The organism is Solibacillus sp. NPDC093137, assembly GCF_050280445.1.
GTDB lineage: Bacteria > Bacillota > Bacilli > Bacillales_A > Planococcaceae > Solibacillus > Solibacillus isronensis_B.
On record NZ_JBNNVH010000001.1, the window covers coordinates 93452 to 111228 of the forward strand.

General features: G+C 39.0%; 15 protein-coding genes. 11 read left to right on the forward strand and 4 right to left on the reverse strand.

The features are described from left to right. The first annotated feature begins 10 nt into the window (after positions 1 to 10). From ACQKN3_RS00465 to ACQKN3_RS00500, 8 genes are all read left to right on the forward strand, one after another. Positions 11 to 955, forward strand: a complete 945-nt coding sequence (locus tag ACQKN3_RS00465; RefSeq protein WP_427708642.1) for a DHH family phosphoesterase — start codon at positions 11 to 13, stop codon at positions 953 to 955. A gap of 19 nt (positions 956 to 974) precedes the next feature. Further along, on the forward strand, positions 975 to 4049 hold the full coding sequence (gene dnaE, locus ACQKN3_RS00470; protein ID WP_427708644.1) for a DNA polymerase III subunit alpha: 3075 nt from the start codon (positions 975 to 977) through the stop codon (positions 4047 to 4049). Positions 4050 to 4288: 239 nt separating this feature from the next. Then, on the forward strand, positions 4289 to 4924 hold the full coding sequence (locus ACQKN3_RS00475) for a FadR/GntR family transcriptional regulator (protein ID WP_251686493.1): 636 nt from the start codon (positions 4289 to 4291) through the stop codon (positions 4922 to 4924). Positions 4925 to 4950: 26 nt separating this feature from the next. Continuing rightward, positions 4951 to 5823: an acetyl-CoA carboxylase, carboxyltransferase subunit beta gene (accD, locus tag ACQKN3_RS00480; RefSeq protein WP_251686494.1), complete on the forward strand. Its 873-nt coding sequence runs from the start codon at positions 4951 to 4953 to the stop codon at positions 5821 to 5823. Further along, positions 5816 to 6772 (forward strand): acetyl-CoA carboxylase carboxyl transferase subunit alpha, encoded by a 957-nt coding sequence (accA, locus tag ACQKN3_RS00485; protein ID WP_251686495.1) that lies wholly within the window; start codon positions 5816 to 5818, stop codon positions 6770 to 6772. Before accD ends, accA begins: the two co-directional genes overlap by 8 nt. Before the next feature lie 155 nt (positions 6773 to 6927). Beyond that, on the forward strand, positions 6928 to 7887 hold the full coding sequence (gene pfkA, locus ACQKN3_RS00490) for a 6-phosphofructokinase (RefSeq protein ID WP_251686496.1): 960 nt from the start codon (positions 6928 to 6930) through the stop codon (positions 7885 to 7887). Between the two features lie 28 nt (positions 7888 to 7915). Then, positions 7916 to 9676, forward strand: coding sequence for a pyruvate kinase (gene pyk / locus ACQKN3_RS00495; protein ID WP_251686497.1), 1761 nt, complete (start codon positions 7916 to 7918; stop codon positions 9674 to 9676). Between the two features lie 123 nt (positions 9677 to 9799). Then, complete coding sequence (locus ACQKN3_RS00500; RefSeq protein WP_427708648.1) at positions 9800 to 10189, forward strand: FxsA family protein; 390 nt, start codon at positions 9800 to 9802, stop codon at positions 10187 to 10189. On the opposite strand, the gene ACQKN3_RS00505 is transcribed toward ACQKN3_RS00500, so the two are convergent. Then, entirely contained in the window at positions 10173 to 11141 is a 969-nt protein-coding gene (locus ACQKN3_RS00505; RefSeq protein WP_427708650.1) for an AI-2E family transporter, read from the reverse strand. The genes ACQKN3_RS00500 and ACQKN3_RS00505 overlap by 17 nt on opposite strands. A gap of 262 nt (positions 11142 to 11403) precedes the next feature. Here ACQKN3_RS00505 and citZ point away from each other — a divergent pair, with 262 nt between their 5' ends. The 3 genes from citZ to mdh all read left to right on the forward strand — a co-directional run bounded on the left by citZ (position 11404) and on the right by mdh (position 15011). Further along, positions 11404 to 12519 carry a citrate synthase gene (gene citZ / locus ACQKN3_RS00510; RefSeq protein WP_008407756.1) on the forward strand — a complete coding sequence of 372 codons (1116 nt, stop codon included), beginning with the start codon at positions 11404 to 11406 and terminating at the stop codon, positions 12517 to 12519. Between the two features lie 79 nt (positions 12520 to 12598). After that, on the forward strand, positions 12599 to 13861 hold the full coding sequence (gene icd, locus ACQKN3_RS00515) for an NADP-dependent isocitrate dehydrogenase (protein ID WP_008407755.1): 1263 nt from the start codon (positions 12599 to 12601) through the stop codon (positions 13859 to 13861). Between the two features lie 211 nt (positions 13862 to 14072). Then, positions 14073 to 15011, forward strand: coding sequence for a malate dehydrogenase (gene mdh / locus ACQKN3_RS00520; protein ID WP_251686500.1), 939 nt, complete (start codon positions 14073 to 14075; stop codon positions 15009 to 15011). Positions 15012 to 15058: 47 nt separating this feature from the next. Here the strand turns inward: mdh and ACQKN3_RS00525 are convergent, their stop codons facing one another. Genes ACQKN3_RS00525 through ACQKN3_RS00535 form a run of 3 tightly spaced genes read right to left on the reverse strand, consistent with a single transcriptional unit; the run spans position 15059 to position 17570 of the window. Further along, a complete protein-coding gene (locus ACQKN3_RS00525) occupies positions 15059 to 15826 on the reverse strand; it encodes an ABC transporter permease subunit (protein WP_427708653.1) in 768 nt (255 codons plus the stop codon). 12 nt (positions 15827 to 15838) lie between these two features. Further along, positions 15839 to 16777, reverse strand: coding sequence for a sulfonate ABC transporter substrate-binding protein (locus ACQKN3_RS00530; protein WP_251686502.1), 939 nt, complete (start codon positions 16775 to 16777; stop codon positions 15839 to 15841). Positions 16778 to 16790: 13 nt separating this feature from the next. Next, entirely contained in the window at positions 16791 to 17570 is a 780-nt protein-coding gene (locus tag ACQKN3_RS00535; RefSeq protein WP_427708655.1) for an ATP-binding cassette domain-containing protein, read from the reverse strand. Between the last annotated feature and the right edge of the window lie 207 nt (positions 17571 to 17777).

The following is a 17777-nucleotide window of genomic DNA, read 5'->3' on the forward strand; positions in this document are numbered from 1 at the left end:
AGGAAATGTATTGAAACGTCAAATTATTGACAAAATTAAACAATATGAAACAATTGTACTGCATCGCCATGTACGACCGGACCCAGATGCGTACGGTTCACAAATAGGTCTGGCTGAGTTAATTCGGGCAAATTATCCGGAGAAAGCAGTATACACGGTCGGTGAACATGACGACTCATTATCTTTCATGGCATCTCCTCAGCAAGTAGAAGATGCACAGTTTAAAAATGCACTTGTCATTGTGACAGATACTGCGAATACCGAACGTATAGATGATCAGCGCTATGTTAACGGCGATTATCTTATTAAAATCGACCACCATCCGAATGATGATGCTTATGGTGATTTATTATGGGTGGATACGGATGCTAGTTCATGCAGTGAAATGATTTATGAGCTTTATGAAGAAGGTAAAACGTATGCGGATTGGGATATGTCCGATGAAGCGGCACGCCTGTTATTTGCGGGAATTGTCGGTGATACAGGGCGTTTCTTATATCCGAGTGCGAGCCCGAAAACATTTGAAACAGCAGGACAACTTGTACAATATAATTTCGACCGAAATGAAGTTTTTGATGGTATGTACGAAATGGAACGTAAACTATTAAATCTCCAAGGTTATATATACCAGCATTTCGAAATGGATGAAAACGGTGCGGCTTCGATTAAATTGCCTGCAGCTATTTTACAGCAATTTGATGCTACCCCTTCCGAAACCTCCCTATTAGTTAGTTCATTGGGCAATGTAAAGAATATCCGTGCATGGGTGATGTTCATTGAAGACAATGATACGATTCGCGTTCGTATCCGTTCAAAAGGTCCGGTTATCAACGGCCTGGCGAAAAAGTATAATGGCGGCGGGCATCCGCTGGCATCTGGTGCTACAGCATATTCTTGGGAAGAGGCAGATCAAGTAATTGAAGATTTGAAAGTCATTTGCAGTGAATATAAATAATATGATGGAGGGATGACGGGTGACTGTATATCCGCAAGTACGGACAAGTGCCGATTTATTGAAAAGTACAATTCGTATCGAAGAGCTCATCCCTTTCTTACATCAGCAAGAGGCAAAAAGCTGTGCAATTGTTAATACGAAATTGTACGGACTTTTGCCTTTTTGGTTTGAAATGAAAAGGGCCGGTATTCATCCGGTAATAGGCTTGACGATTCAGCTCGAATTGACTGAAGATCAATCATTGCCGCTTGTTTTATATGCAAAAACAAACGAAGGGTATCGTAATTTGTTGAAAATCTCCAGCAGTATCTCCATTCGTCCGGAGCAGACGATTCCGTTAAGATGGCTGCTCGCATATGGTAAGGGAATTGCTTTTATGATTCCCGCGCTCGAACAGCAGGCAATATGGTTGCAACAGGAAGTGGAGCCGCTATTGAAAGAAATTATTAAGGCCTATCCGCATGAAGTGTATATCGGGATTTCTCGTTTATCCGACACAGCGGGTTTGGAAAGTTCGGCAGTGCAGCTCTCTGAAAAAAATGCTCTTCCAATTGTTGCAACACATGAAAGTCTGTTTCTTAATGACGAGGACTTTTTTGCCTATGAAGTGGCACAAGCCATCCATACCGGGGTAAAACTGAGTGATGCTGTAGAAAGCAATAAGCAGGAAAATCATTTACTGACAACAGAACAGTGGCAGCAGAAGTTCCATGATCAGCAACAATGGCTCATCCAAATGGAAAATTTATTACTGAGCTGTCAAATTGAAATAAACACAAATAATGTTTATATGCCGAAGTTTCCGGTTGGTGAAGGGGAGACGTCGGAAAACTTGCTGCAGCAGCAAGTAGTGACTGGTTTACAGCGACGTTTAAATATGCACACATTGCCAACACACTATGTTGAACGGATGAACTATGAGCTTCATGTTATTCAGTCGATGGGTTATTCAGATTATTTTCTGATTGTTGCCGACTTTATGCAGTTTGCACGTGAGGCACAAATATTAACAGGACCGGGCCGTGGTTCTTCCGCATCTTCCCTTGTCGCATTTGCACTCGAGATAACACAGGTGGACCCATTGCAATACGATTTGCTGTTTGAACGTTTTTTAAATCCGGAGCGTATTACACTGCCGGATATCGATATCGACTTTTTAGATACGAGACGGCATGAAGTCATTCAGTATGTTGCAAAAAAATACGGCAAACAATATGTCGCACAAATTATTACGTTCGGTACATTATCAGCCAAAGCGGTTGCCCGTGATGTTGCCCGTATGTTTAATTTCGAAAGTGAAGCATTGGAAATGATTTCTAAGCTGATTCCGAATAAACCCGGCATTACACTGAAGGAAGCATATGCAATGTCGGAAAACTTAAGAGCATGGGTTACAGCAGAGCCTATCCGCCAAAAATGGTTTCAAACATCACTTCGGTTGGAGGGACTTCCACGGAATGCATCGACACACGCAGCAGGGGTCGTATTGAGTCCTGTTCCATTAGTCGATGTCGTACCAATTGAAGAAGGACATGACGGGATATTTTTAACACAGTGGCCTATGCAGGAAGTAGAGCAAAACGGATTATTGAAAATTGATTTTTTAGGGCTCCGTAATTTAACGATTTTAGAGCAAATCCGGAAGTCGATTCAGTTTACTCATAATACACAAATCAATTTTAATCAAATTCCGCTCAATGACGAGAAGACATTTGAGCTTTTACAAAATGGCGACACTAATGGTATTTTCCAGCTAGAGTCGGATGGCATGAAAAATGCACTCCGTGAAATTAAACCGACCCACTTTTTAGATATTGTGGCGGTCAATGCATTGTATCGACCGGGTCCGATGGAATTTATCCCGATGTATGCAAGAAGAAAACATAAAAAAGAGCAGGTTATCATGCCGCATCCGCATTTAACACCGATTTTGGAAGAGACATACGGCGTTATTATTTATCAGGAGCAAATAATGCGCATTGCGAATGTGATGGCGGGCTTTTCTTTTGGACAGGCTGATTTGCTCCGTCGTGCAGTCAGTAAAAAGAAGCGGGATGTACTAGAACAGCAGCGGGCATCTTTCGTAAAAGGTGCTTTAACAAAAGGCTATACACAGCAGGCAGCGGAAGAAGTGTATGCATTAATTGTCCGGTTTGCCGATTATGGCTTCCCGAAAAGCCATGCCGTTGCCTATAGTGTTATTTCCTATCAGATGGCGTACTTAAAAGCCAATTATCCGGTCAATTTTTATGCTGCCCTCCTGACAAATGCTACGGGTAATCCGGAAAAGCTTGCCCAAATTATAATGGAGGCAAAAGCAAGGGGAATCGAAATATTGCCGCCGTCGATTAATCGAAGTATGCGTCATTTTAAAGTGGAAGGCGGGAAAATCCGATTTAGTCTGTCAGCGATTAAAGGTGTACCGCAGCCTTTTATGCAAAAACTGTTAATTGCGCGTCAAGAAAGACAAAAGCCGTTTGACTCTATATTTGATTTGGCTGTGACATTGACGACAGCGAATTTCAACAGAAAAATTATCGAACCGCTTATTAAAGCAGGTGCACTTGATGAATTCGGCAAAGATCGTGCAACATTACTCGCTACTATCGAAGGTGCACAGAAACAGGCAGATTTCGTGCGACCGGGCGGGGATGACTTGTTTGAAGGGGCATTGCTAGCATTCGGGAAACCGAAATATAGCGAAACATCGCCAATACCGGAAAAAATCAAACTGCAGTACGAAAAGGATGTGCTCGGTTTTTATTTATCTGATCATCCAATCGTAAAATTACGAAGCCATTTTCCGGAAGTTACGGCAACTGTTCAAAATTTGGCGCATCTAAAAGACAATGCATTCGTAAAAATGATCGGTCAGGTTCGGGAAATGCGCCAGCTCCGCACAAAGCGCGGTGAACTGATGGCATTTGTTCAAATGGAAGATGAGTTTGGAACTGTCTCTTTAACATTATTTCCGAAAGAATACGAGCAAGTTATCGGGAAAATCCGGGAAGAGGGACTGCTTTATATCGAAGGCTTTTACGAGCAGCGATTTAATAAACAACAAATAAAAGTTAAACAGATTATTATAAAATAAATAGTATTAAAGAGCGCCTTCTAATAGCTTTGGAGGCGCTCTTTTTATATGGGTTCATCTAAATTTATCGAAAAAACGTAAATCTAGTTATATATTCGCAAATTTTATTATATATAAAATATAAGTTTTATATTTTCTCTTTACAATGTCAAAAACATTTTGTATTCTTACTTTAGTAACTGGTCTGACCACTTTTGTTAATAATAATTGAAAGCGTTAGTCACGGTGAGGTGAAAATTGTGGAAGATAAGCCCGCAAAAAAGATGTTTATTCAAATTGTTAAGCAATTACACGATTTAATTGCTGAACAAAATATTCAGGAAGGGCAAAAGCTTCCTTCAGAAAGAACGTTAAGCGAGCAGCTGCAAGTGGGAAGGTCTTCGGTTCGGGAGGCTTTACGCAGTCTGGAGTTGCTGGGTTTAATTGAAACAAGGCATGGCGGTGGTACATATTTGGCCAGTATGCAGCACCATCAGTTTGTAGAAATTGTCGGATCATTTATTTTGCAGGACGAAAAATCGATTGCGGATGTGCATGCAACGAGAGAAATGCACGAAAAAGAAGCGATTCGAATTATTTGCCAATCAGACAATTTGAAGGCATTACCGATTTGGGAGAGCTTTTTTGTAAAGGTAGAGCTTGGGCAGGAGTTAAAAAGAGAAGACATACTTCGTGAGTGTATGATCGTTTCAGGTAACCGGCTTGCATTAAAAATTTGGCTCCAGCTTCTTTCTTTCAGCAATAATTTATTGGCAAATGAAATTACAGAAGAAGAGAAAATGGAATTAAAAATACTGCTTGCTTCATTGCAAATGGGTTATTTACATGAAGCAATTGATTCATATGAAAAATGGATGGTCATTATTAAAGAATGATTACGTGAATATAAAGGGGGATTACGATGGCAATTCGTGATTTGTTTACAATTAGTCGTAAAAAAAATACTGATAATATTACTAGAAAAGAAGATGAAAAATCCTTTCCGGAAGGCATCGTGACGAAATGTCCTAAATGTAAAACGATTCATGTCACAAAAGAACTCGAAAAAAACTTGAAAGTATGCGCAAAATGTCAGCATCATTTTACTTTAAATGCTAATGAAAGAATTGCCTGTTTTTTAGATGAAGGCTCTTTTGTTTCAATGGACGATCATCTTCAAACTACCAATCCTTTAAACTTCCCTGCATATGTGGAAAAAGTGGAAGCGGATATTAAGAAAACCGGGTTAAACGAAGCTGTATTAACAGGTGTAGGTGCATTAAAAGGGATGCAGGTTGTTGTTGCGGTAATGGATTCGAACTTCCGTATGGGGTCTATGGGTTCGGTTGTTGGTGAAAAAATTACACGCGCTGTAGAAAAGGCGACAGAGCTGAAAGTGCCATTCATCATCTTCACGGCAAGTGGCGGTGCACGTATGCAAGAAGGGGTATTGTCATTAATGCAAATGGCAAAAACGAGTGTTGCTTTAAAACGCCATAGCGAGGAAGGCCTACTATATATTTCAATTTTGACGCATCCGACTACAGGTGGTGTATCGGCAAGTTTTGCATCGATCGGTGATTATAATATTGCAGAGCCTCAAAGTCTGATCGGGTTTGCGGGACGTCGTGTAATAGAACAAACGGTACGTGAGAAGTTACCGGATGATTTCCAGACAGCAGAATTTTTATTAGATCATGGACAGCTTGACGCAATTTTTAACCGTACAGAAATGCGCGACAAAATTGCAACAATTGTTAAGCTGCATGTACAGGGAGGCGTATCACATGTCTAAATTAATGGCATTTGAAGAACCGGTTGTAAAACTACGTGAAAAAATTGTAGAGTTAAAAACAATTGCCACGGAAGCAGATGTAGATATGAGCGGAGAAATTGAAAAGTTGGAAACACGTTTGCAGGAACTTGAAAAAAACGTATATGCAAATATGGAGCCTTGGCATCGTGTGCAAGTTGCCCGCCATGCTGACCGTCCAACGACACTTGAATATATTGAACGTATTTTTGAAGATTTTATCGAAGTGCATGGGGATCGTACATTTAAAGATGATGCAGCAATTGTCGGCGGGATTGCATCATTCAATGGTCAGCCAATTACGATTATTGGTCACCAGCGGGGGAAAACGACAAAGGAAAATATTCGCCGCAATTTTGGAATGCCTCATCCGGAAGGCTACCGCAAGGCGTTACGTTTAATGAAACAGGCAGAGAAATTCAAACGCCCAATTATTTGCTTTATCGATACGAAAGGTGCGTACCCGGGCAAAGCAGCTGAGGAACGTGGTCAAAGTGAAGCGATTGCGCGTAATTTGTTTGAAATGGCAGGTATTCGGGTACCAATTATTAGTATTGTAATTGGTGAAGGTGGAAGTGGCGGTGCCCTTGCACTTGGAGTTGCAAATAAAATTTTGATGCTTGAAAACTCAACGTATTCGGTAATTTCTCCAGAAGGAGCTGCATCAATTTTATGGAAAGATGCAAGCTATGCTAAAGAAGCCGCTGAAGCGATGAAAATAACAGCCCTTGATTTAAAACAGCTTAAAGTTATTGATGGGATTATACCGGAAGTAGCCGGAGGTGCCCATAAGGATGTTGAGCAGCAGGCGATATTTATGAAAGAATATCTTACAAGCGTTCTAAATGACCTAAATAAAGAGAGCGAAGATCAATTAGTTGAAAATCGCTATATGAAATTTAAAAATATTGGACAGTATATAGAACAATAAGGTTGTTTTATAACAGTATTATACTTTGAAGAATGCGTGTGAGCGCATTCTTCATTTTTTTCAAAAGCTTTACAATTTGTTTTCTAGAATAGTTACATATGAGCGTATTTTCTGTTAATGTGGATAGTAACAGCGTAATAGGAGGAAAAGGTCGTATGAAGAAGATTGCAGTTTTAACGAGTGGTGGAGATGCACCGGGAATGAATGCTGTTATTCGTGCAGTCGTTCGTAAAGCGAGTTTTCATAATGTAGATGTTGTCGGAGTATATCATGGTTATGAAGGACTCTATAATGGGAACTTTGAACTTTTAGATATTGGTTCTGTTGGCGATATTATTCAACGAGGCGGAACAAAACTGTATTCAGCAAGGTTCCCTGAATTTAAACAGGATGATATTCAATATAGAGCAATCGAACGCATGAAAGAAGAGGGAATCGAAGGGTTAGTTGTTATAGGCGGAGATGGTACTTATCGTGGAGCCATGCAATTATCAGATAAAGGATTCCCGTGTGTAGGGATTCCCGGTACAATTGACAATGATGTACCTGGTACAGAATATACGATTGGCTTTGATACGGCACTTAATACAGTAGTTGAATCAATCGATAAAATCCGAGACACGGCAACAAGTCATGAAAATACGTTTGTTATTGAAGTAATGGGCCGCGACGCTGGAGACATTGCTCTTTGGGCAGGTTTGGCCGCTGGTGCGGAATCGATTTTAATACCGGAAGAGTCCTATGAGCTGGATGATATTGTAGCACGTCTTGAGCGCGGGGTGGCTCGTGGAAAGCGCCATAGTATTATTATTGTCGCTGAAGGGGTAATGAATGGTCATAAACTTGCGCAGCTTTTGGAAGAACGCACAGGAATTAAAATTCGGACATCTGTATTAGGTCATATACAGCGAGGAGGATCTCCATCTGCTCGGGACCGCGTTTTAGCAGGTAGATTTGGTGCAAGAGCAGTAGAGCTATTGTTGGAAAACAAAGGTGGAAGAGCAGTTGGCGTGAAAAATCACGCTATAATCGACTATGATTTAAGAAAAGCATTTGAAACTAAGCACCAAGCAGACTTAAGTTTGTATACATTATCAAAAGAGCTTTCAATTTAAAGTGCATAAAAACGGAGATGACAAAACTATGAGAAAAACTAAAATTGTTTGTACTATTGGACCAGCTAGTGAATCACCAGAAATGTTAGAAAAGTTAATTGATGCAGGGATGAATGTTGCCCGTTTAAACTTCTCACACGGAAATCATGAAGAACATGCAAACCGTATTGCCGCAATTCGTGATGCAGCAGAACGCATGAAAAAACCGGTTGGAATTTTATTGGACACAAAGGGACCTGAAATCAGAACACACTCAATGGAAAACGGTGAGTTACATTTAGTAACAGGACAAGTAATCGATATTTCGATGACAGAAGTTTTAGGAAATGAATCACGTTTCTCCATCACATACGATCAGCTGATTGAAGACGTAGACCAAAACGATATTATCTTATTGGATGACGGCTTAATCGAATTGCGTGTACTTGCGAAAGATACGGAGCAAGGGTTAATCCATGCAATCGTTGAAAACGCTGGTATTTTAAAGAATAAAAAAGGTGTTAATGTACCGGGCGTTTCTGTGAAATTACCTGGTATTACAGATAAAGATGCAGCAGATATTTTATTCGGAATTGAGCAAGGTATCGATTTCATCGCAGCTTCATTTGTTCGTACTGCAAAGGATGTACTCGAAATTCGTGAGCTGCTGGAGCAAAATAACGGCAGCCACATTCAAATTATTCCTAAAATCGAAAACCAGGAGGGCGTTGACAACATCGATGAAATCATCGAAGTTTCAGACGGTTTAATGGTGGCACGCGGGGACTTAGGTGTAGAGATTCCTGCTGAAGAAGTACCATTAGTACAAAAATCATTAATCCGAAAATGTAACCAAGTCGGCAAGCCTGTTATTACAGCTACACAAATGCTGGACTCAATGCAGCGCAATCCACGTCCAACTCGTGCAGAAGCATCAGACGTTGCAAACGCAATTATGGATGGTACAGATGCAATCATGCTTTCTGGGGAAACAGCAGCGGGTCTTTATCCGGTAGAATCTGTAGCGACAATGAACAAAATTGCGATTCGTACAGAAAATGCTTTGGATTACCGAGCAATTGTATCAACACGAAGCCGTGAAAAAGAAGCAAATATGACAGAAGCTATTTCTCAGGCAGTTGCCTATACTTCGATTAACCTTGGTGTTAAAGCCGTATTAGCTCCAACTGAAAGCGGAAATACTGCAAGAATGATTGCAAAATATCGTCCAGGTGTATCGATCATAGCTGTTACAAGTCAGCCAAATGTTGCTCAGAAATTGACATTGGTATGGGGCGTAAAACCAATTTTAACGCAGCGTGTATCTACAACGGATGAGATTTTAGAGTTATCAGTTGATGAAGCGCTAAAATATGAATTTGTCAGCCATGGTGATGTAGTTGTTATTACTGCTGGTCTTCCGGTTGGTGAAGCGGGTACAACGAACTTAATGAAAGTACATGTAATTGGTGACTTATTGGCACGTGGTCAAGGTATTGGTAAACTGTCAGTAGTTGGTAATGCAATTATCGCTAACAATGCAGCAGAAGCATTAGCTTACGACACAGAAGGAGCAATTATTGTAACAGTAGGCTCTGACCGTGAAATGATGCCAGCAATCGAAAAATGCGCAGGTATTATTACTGAAGAAGGCGGATTAACATCACACGCTGCTGTAGTCGGCTTAAGCTTAGGTATTCCTGTAATTGTCGGTGTAAAAGAAGCAACTACTCTAATCCAGCATGGACAGGAAATTACAATGGATGCTGAAACAGGTGTCATTTATAAAGGACACGCGAGCGTTCTTTAAGATTAATAAGTACAGCAAAACCACCATTTCTTACAATGAAAATGGTGGTTTGTTTTGTGTTATAAACACATTTTGAAACTTTTTCTTCGCTGTTTCGTATAAATTACAAGAGGGGGTTCATAAATGAAGAAGATTTTATTTGGATTACTCGCACTCGTATTTGCCGAAATTGCGGTATTTATCGTAATTGGAAATGCAATCGGTGTTTTCTATACATTGTTATTAATCATTTTCACATCCATTGCAGGACTGTTGATTGCCAAAAAACGCGGTACAAAATCTATACAGGATATTCAAAAAAGCATGCAGCAAGGTCAGCCACCTGGAGTTTCGGTCATTGAAACATTTATGATTTTTGTTGGCGGCATTCTTTTAGCAGTACCGGGCTTCATTACGGATATTCTCGGATTACTATTTGTATCAGGAATTACACGTAACCTGTTTAAGCCGGTCATCTTCTACTTTTTACGTAAAAAAATGAAAAGAGGACAAGTCGTTATTTTGCAAAAATAGCATGTTGTTTCACTTTAATGGCAATCATCAATAGTATTGGACTGAGGATGATTCCGTAAAAACCGAATAATAATACTGAGGCAGCGCTGATTAGAAATGTGTGGATCATACGTAAATGCAACGTGTGTGACCAGAGCATTGATTCAGTTAGCTGTCTTATCATTTGTACAACAAAGTACAGAATCAAAATGGCACTGCCCATTATCGGTTCGTTTACAATAAAATAATAAACAGAAACTGGAATCAGAAAAATTCCGATTCCTAAAAAAGGCAGGCAGTCTGCAAAGGCAATTAAAAAGGCTTTAATTACAATTGCTTCAAACTTCAAAAAGTAAAACCCTATACAAAGCAGGATAAACGTCAGTGTAAACAATTGCATTTCCACTACGATAAAGCGGCCAATAAGCTCCATTCCTTTTTGGAAGTAGCGAGCCCATGTAGTGCGATAAGCTTTCGGAATATAAGCGAAAAACCATAAACGGTTTTTATAGCTTTCCATCAACGCGAAGTAGAATGTTACAATGAAAATGAAAAATTCAAAGATAGATTGAAAACTGTTTTTTATAAAGTTGATCGTATAGAACAGCAAGTCCCTTATTAAACTTTGAAGTTTTTCTACAATAAACGGAAGAAGCGGATGTTTCATATAGGTGCTGTCCAAAGATAAAAGTGTTGACTGCAGCTGAGGAAGAATTGTGATAAAGCTGTGAATGATGAGCATGATAACCGAGACGACAACCGAAAATAGAAATACGGAAAGTATAATGACTACGAGAAAGAATGGCAGTCTAAATTGCTGCTTGAAAAAGAGGAAGACGGGAAATAGTAAGTAGGCGAAAAATAGACCGAAAATTATAGGCGGAATGAAATAAAAAAGGGTAAAGTAAAGTAGAAGAACGATAATATTCCTACTTTTTACTAGCCATGGGTTTGTTTTATTTGTATAATCCATTTATCTCACTCCTAATTAATACCTTTAATAACTCATTACAAATTATAAATTCTCTTTTTTGCGTGAATTCTATCATCTATGTGATTTTTTCCTAAAATCCTACTAATTCATTCACAAAGCCGTCAAAATTGATTATAATGAAATTTGTAAGCGATTTACTTATAGGTTCAATTGAGCAGAACGATATGAGTGTGCGACTTTTTAATAGAGTAAAAAGAAAGCACTTACAAAACTAATTTACTAAGTGAAGGAGCGATTTTTTATGTCAGCAACAAAAGGTTTAGAAGGTATCGTAGCAGCAGAATCGAAAATTTCTTCAATTATCGATGATACACTTACATATGTAGGGTATGGCATCGACGACCTAACTAACAATGCGACTTTTGAAGAAGTAGTATTCTTGTTATGGAACACGCGTTTACCAAACGCTGAAGAATTAGCTAACTTAAAAGAAGAACTAGCTAAAAATATGGAAATTCCAGCGGCAATCACAGATTTATTCAAATCTATGCCTTTAAACACAGTGCACCCAATGGCAGCACTTCGTACAGCAGTATCTATGTTAGGTGCATTTGACGAAGAAGCTGATGTTATGGAAGCAGAAGCAAACTACCGTAAAGCAATCCGTTTACAAGCGAAAATTGGTACAGTAGTAACTACTTTTGCACGTGTACGTCAAGGTAAAGAACCAGTTGCTCCAAAACCAGAATTAGGTTATGCAGCAAACTTCTTATATATGCTGAAAGGTGAAGAACCAGCAGCAATCGAAATTGAAGCATTCGATAAAGCGTTAATTTTACACGCTGACCATGAATTAAACGCTTCTACATTTACTGCACGTGTATGTGTTGCGACATTATCAGATGTATACTCTGGTGTAACTTCTGCAATTGGCGCATTAAAAGGCCCATTACACGGTGGTGCTAACGAGCAAGTTATGAAAATGTTAACTGAAATCGGTTCAATCGATAAAGTTGAGTCTTGGGTTCAAAACAAATTAGATAACAAAGAAAAAATCATGGGCTTCGGTCACCGCGTATACCGCAAAGGCGACCCACGTGCACCTCACTTACGTGTAATGTCTGAAAAGCTTACTAAATTAACAGGCAAACCAGAATTATACGATATGTCAGTGAAAATCCATGATATGATCGTTGAGCAAAAGAAATTACCTGCAAACGTAGACTTCTTCTCAGCATCAGTATATGATTCTTTAGGTATCGAGCATGACTTATTCACACCAATCTTCGCAGTATCTCGTACTTCAGGTTGGGTAGCGCACATTTTAGAGCAGTATGCAAACAACCGTCTAATCCGTCCACGTGCGGAGTATGTTGGTCCAGATATGCAAAAATACGTTCCAATTAACGAGCGCTAATCAAAAAAGTATGTTAAAATATCTGGGACTGTGATTTGACACAGTCCTAGATTTATGATTATTAGGAGGCAAATTTCCAATGACTAACAAAATCGTAGTAGAGAATGGTAAATTAAACGTTCCAAACAATCCTGTTATTCCTTTCATCGAGGGTGACGGTATCGGTCCAGATATCTGGGCTGCAGCATCTCGCGTAATTGACGCAGCTGTAGAAAAAGCTTATAACGGTGAAAAGAAAATCGAATGGTTAGAAGTATTAGCAGGTGAAAAAGCATTCAACAAAACTGGCGAATGGTTACCAGCTGAAACTTTAGAAAAAATCAACGAATACTTAATCGCTATTAAAGGTCCTTTAACAACTCCAATCGGCGGCGGTATCCGCTCTCTAAACGTAGCATTACGTCAAGAGTTGGATTTATATGTTTGCTTACGTCCAGTACGTCACTTTGACGGTGTTCCTTCACCAGTTAAACGTCCAGAAGATGTTGACATGGTAATCTTCCGTGAAAACACTGAAGATATCTATGCTGGTATTGAGTACAAAGCTGGTTCTGACGAGCAAAAGAAATTATTAAACTTCTTACAAAACGAATTAGGCGTTAACAAAATTCGCTTCCCAGAAACTTCTGGTTTAGGTATTAAACCAGTATCTAAAGAAGGTACTGAACGTTTAGTACGCTCTGCAATCGAGTACGCTATTTCACACAACCGTCCATCAGTAACTTTAGTACACAAAGGTAACATCATGAAATTCACTGAAGGTGGATTCAAACAATGGGGTTACGATGTAGCTGAAGCTGAATTCGGCGATAAAGTATTCACTTGGAACCAATACGATGCAATCAAAGCTGAGCAAGGCGAAGCTGCTGCAAACGAAGCACAATCTAAAGCTGTTGCAGAAGGCAAAATTATCGTAAAAGATTCTATTGCTGATATCTTCTTACAACAAATCTTAACTCGTCCTAACGAGTTCGACGTAGTAGCAACTATGAACTTAAACGGTGACTACATCTCTGACGCATTAGCTGCTCAAGTTGGTGGTATCGGTATCGCTCCAGGTGCTAACATTAACTACTTAACTGGACACGCTATTTTCGAAGCTACTCACGGTACTGCACCTAAGTATGCTGGTCAAGATAAAGTAAACCCATCTTCAGTATTATTATCAGGCGTATTAATGCTTGAGCACTTAGGATGGCAAGAAGCTGCGGACTTAATTACAAACTCAGTAGAGAAAACAATCTCTTCTAAATATGTAACTTATGACTTCGCACGTTTAATGGATGGCGCTACAGAAGTTAAATGTTCTGAGTTCGCTACAAAATTAATCGAAAACTTCTAATTAAAAGTTTTACTCATTTGCCTATATATGTGAAATTATGAACAAATTGTTTAGCAATGAATAGTATCGTTATATAATTTTACATTAATGGAAATAGTTTACTTTTTATCTGAAATCAATATTTATAAAAAAGGGAGAGAACATTATGTTTTCTCCCTTTTTTTGTATATAATTTTCATGAAATATAATTACGATGAAGGAGTGGTTCTTGGTGACATTAAAACGTAAAAAAATCTCAGTTATCGGTAGTGGTTTTACAGGTGCAACCGCAGCATTTTTAGCAGCACAGAAAGAATTAGGCGACGTAGTAATTATTGACCTTCCAACAGCAGAAAATCCTACGAAAGGAAAAGCATTGGATATGTGGGAAGCAGCGCCAGTACAAGGCTTTGATTCTTATGTAAAAGGCTCTTCCGATTATGAGGATACAGCAAACTCGGATATCGTTTTAATAACTGCGGGTGTTGCCCGTAAGCCAGGAATGAGTCGTGATGATTTAGTACAGATTAATCAAGGTGTCATGAAAGCCGTTGCAACGGAAATAGCCCGTACCTCACCTAATGCAACAATTATTGTACTTACAAATCCAGTAGATGCAATGACTTATACAGTGTTTAAAGAATCAGGCTTCCCGAAACAAAGGGTTATTGGTCAATCGGGTGTATTGGATACTGCCCGTTTCCGCGCATTTATTGCCGAGGAACTGAATGTATCGGTAAAAGATATATCTGCCCTTGTATTAGGTGGTCACGGAGACACAATGGTGCCTTTGATACGGTATGCTTCGGTAGGTGGGGTTCCTTTACAAAGTCTAATACCAGCACAACGTTTAGAAGAAATTGTGCAGCGTACCCGTGTAGGTGGCGGTGAAATCGTGAATCTGTTAGGAAATGGTTCAGCTTATTATGCACCGGCTGCAGCAATGGTGGAAATGGCAGAGGCAATTTTAAAAGATCAAAAACGAGTATTGCCGGCAATTGCCTATTTAGAAGGCGAATATGGATATGAAGGGATATACTTAGGGGTTCCGACATTATTAGGTGCTGGCGGTATTGAGAAAATTTTCGAACTTGAGCTGACAGAAGATGAAAAAACAGCGCTTGATCAATCTGCAGATGCTGTTAAAGATGTGATGAAAGCATTGAAATAAATAAAAAAAGGGCGTTTCGGTTATTTATACCGAAATGCCCTTATTGTTTACTGATACACGGGATTCCATTTTAATAACTTTTTCTCTAATAGTTTTGCAATGGAATCCGCAATTTTTCCTAAAATAGCATATAAAATAATGGCTAATACAACAATATCAAGTTGCATATACTCACGTGCATTCATCGACATATAGCCGATTCCGGAACTTGCCGCAACTGTTTCTGCAACAATTAAAGTAAGCCACATAATTCCTAAGGAGTAGCGAATACCTACTAAAATGGATGGCATTGCACCTAAAATAATCACTTTAAAGAACAGTTTGTATTTCGAAAGATTATAAATTTTTCCCATTTCGATTAACCGTGGATCGACATTGCGGATGCCATGGTATGTATTGACATAGATCGGGAAAAATACGCTGATTGCCACTAAGAAAATCTTTCCTTCTTCACCAACTCCAAACCAAATAATAACTAATGGAATGAGTGCCAAATTCGGAATATTACGCAGCATTTGAATAGTTGTTTCCAAATAACGCTGTGCAAAAGGTACGATTCCATTTAAAATACCGATGACAAAAGCGATAATCCCGCCGATCAGGAAACCGATTAAAGCACGTGTCGTACTAATTTGAAGATGATCAAACAGAACACCGGAAACTGCTTGTTCATAGCCTGCTTTTACTACATCGGAAGGGGCAGGCAAAATTGTATTGGCAAGGATACCTGTTTTATTCGATACTTCCCATATGACAATAATTAAAATAGGAATGATCCATGGCTCAATCAAATGAAACCATTTTTTCTTCTTCATTTTTCTCACCTCTTATGGTTTCCAAATATAGTTTTCGAGATTTTCTACAAGATTAGTTGTTAATCCAATGTCATAAAGATCTTCATTTAATCTTTGTAAATCTGCCTGTGCAGCTTCATCCAAATAAGTAGCAACAGATGAACGTCGAGCTAAGCTTGTTACCCAAACATCTGCGGCTATACCTGTATTCTCTTCAAGAATTTTTGCTGCATCACTTGAATCAGTATCAATGGCTTCACCGACTTTAGATAGTTCTTCCACATAGGCGACGACTGCATCTTTATTGGATTCGATAAATTTATCAGATGCATAGTAGAAGCCGCGGTGTTCTACAATGCCTTCTCCTGTAGCTAAAATCTGATTGCCTTTACTTTCGGAAACCGTCATATACGGATCCCAAGTAACCCAGGCATCAACCTCGCCGTTTTGAAATGCAATAGTCGCATCTGCTGGACTTAAAATAACAGATTCTACATCATCCAGTGTCAGATTAACTGTTTCCAGAGCAGTAACTAATAAATATTCGGAGATGGAAGCTTTATTGTACGCAATCTTTTTGCCTTTCAATTGTTCGATTGATTGGATAGAGCTATCACTTTTCACTAAAATTCCTTCTGTTTGTGGAGATGATTCTTCACCTGCGATGTACTTGAAATTCATTCCTTTTGATAATGCCATCATTGAAGGGGCATCACTTGCATTGGCAAAATCGATAGCTCCGGAGTTTAAAGCTTCCAGAACTGAACTTCCGGTATTGAATTCAGACCATTCCACTGAATAACCCAGTTCTTTTAAACGTGATTCAAGTTCGCCATTCGCCTTTAATAGCAATGTTGTGCCATTTTTCTGGTAGCCGATTCGAACCTTTTTATTTTCAGCATTCGATGATGAGCACCCGACTAAAATAATTGATAAAGTTAATAGCAAAAAGACAGATAATAGTTTTTTCATTTGTAATACCTCCTTAAATAATCGCTTGTAATTCTTTTTGTTTCGTTTGCGTTTGTGTTTCTGTTTTTGTTTGTTTTCCTAATAAGTGCTGAAGCAAAATTTCCTCAAGCTCAGCAAAATGCGGATTTGAACGTGTTCTTGGACGAGGAAGTTTTACCGGCAAATCTAAAGCGACATTTCCGTCTTCGATTAATATAATTCGATCTGCCAATGTAATTGCTTCTGCCACGTCATGTGTCACGAGTAACGACGTATATTTTTGTTTTAACCACAATTGTTCAATTAGATTTTGCATTTCCAGTCGTGTCAGTGCATCCAATGCACCAAGCGGTTCATCCAATAACAAAAGTCTTGGCTGTGCACTAAGCGCACGAGCTAATGCAACCCGTTGCTTTTGGCCTCCTGACAGTACATGTGGCCACTCTTTTGCACGGTCTTTTAATCCTACGTGTTCAAGTGATTTTAATGCGATCGGTTGCCAATCCTTTTTCAACTCTGTGCCAACCCCTACATTTTCTATAACAGACAGCCATGGAAGTAAACGATCTTCCTGAAACATGACACGAACGCCTGAAAAGTCCTCCTGTTGAATACCGTCTTTTAAAGATTCTCCTGCCGTTTTATGTTCTAAATTTGCAATGATACGGAGAAGCGTACTTTTTCCGCATCCGCTTTTCCCGACGATCGCAACGAATTGTCCAGCGGGGATTGTTAAATTAATATCCTTTAATACTTGTTTTTCACCGAAACTTTTTGTTAAATTTACTAACTCGATATTGATTCCATTTGTCATGGAAGCACCTACTTTCTGTTAAAATACTTAACATATTGAATTACTAGGGATTCTTAATAAAAAAATTACACTTTTGTAAGCGTGTATAAACAATTTTTCTAAATGTTACCATAATAATAAATATTCAGTCAATAGTAAAAATTATTTTCCCTATCGAAATAATATGAATTGAAATTTTCTTCAAGTAAGAAAGAGCTTAGACTTAAC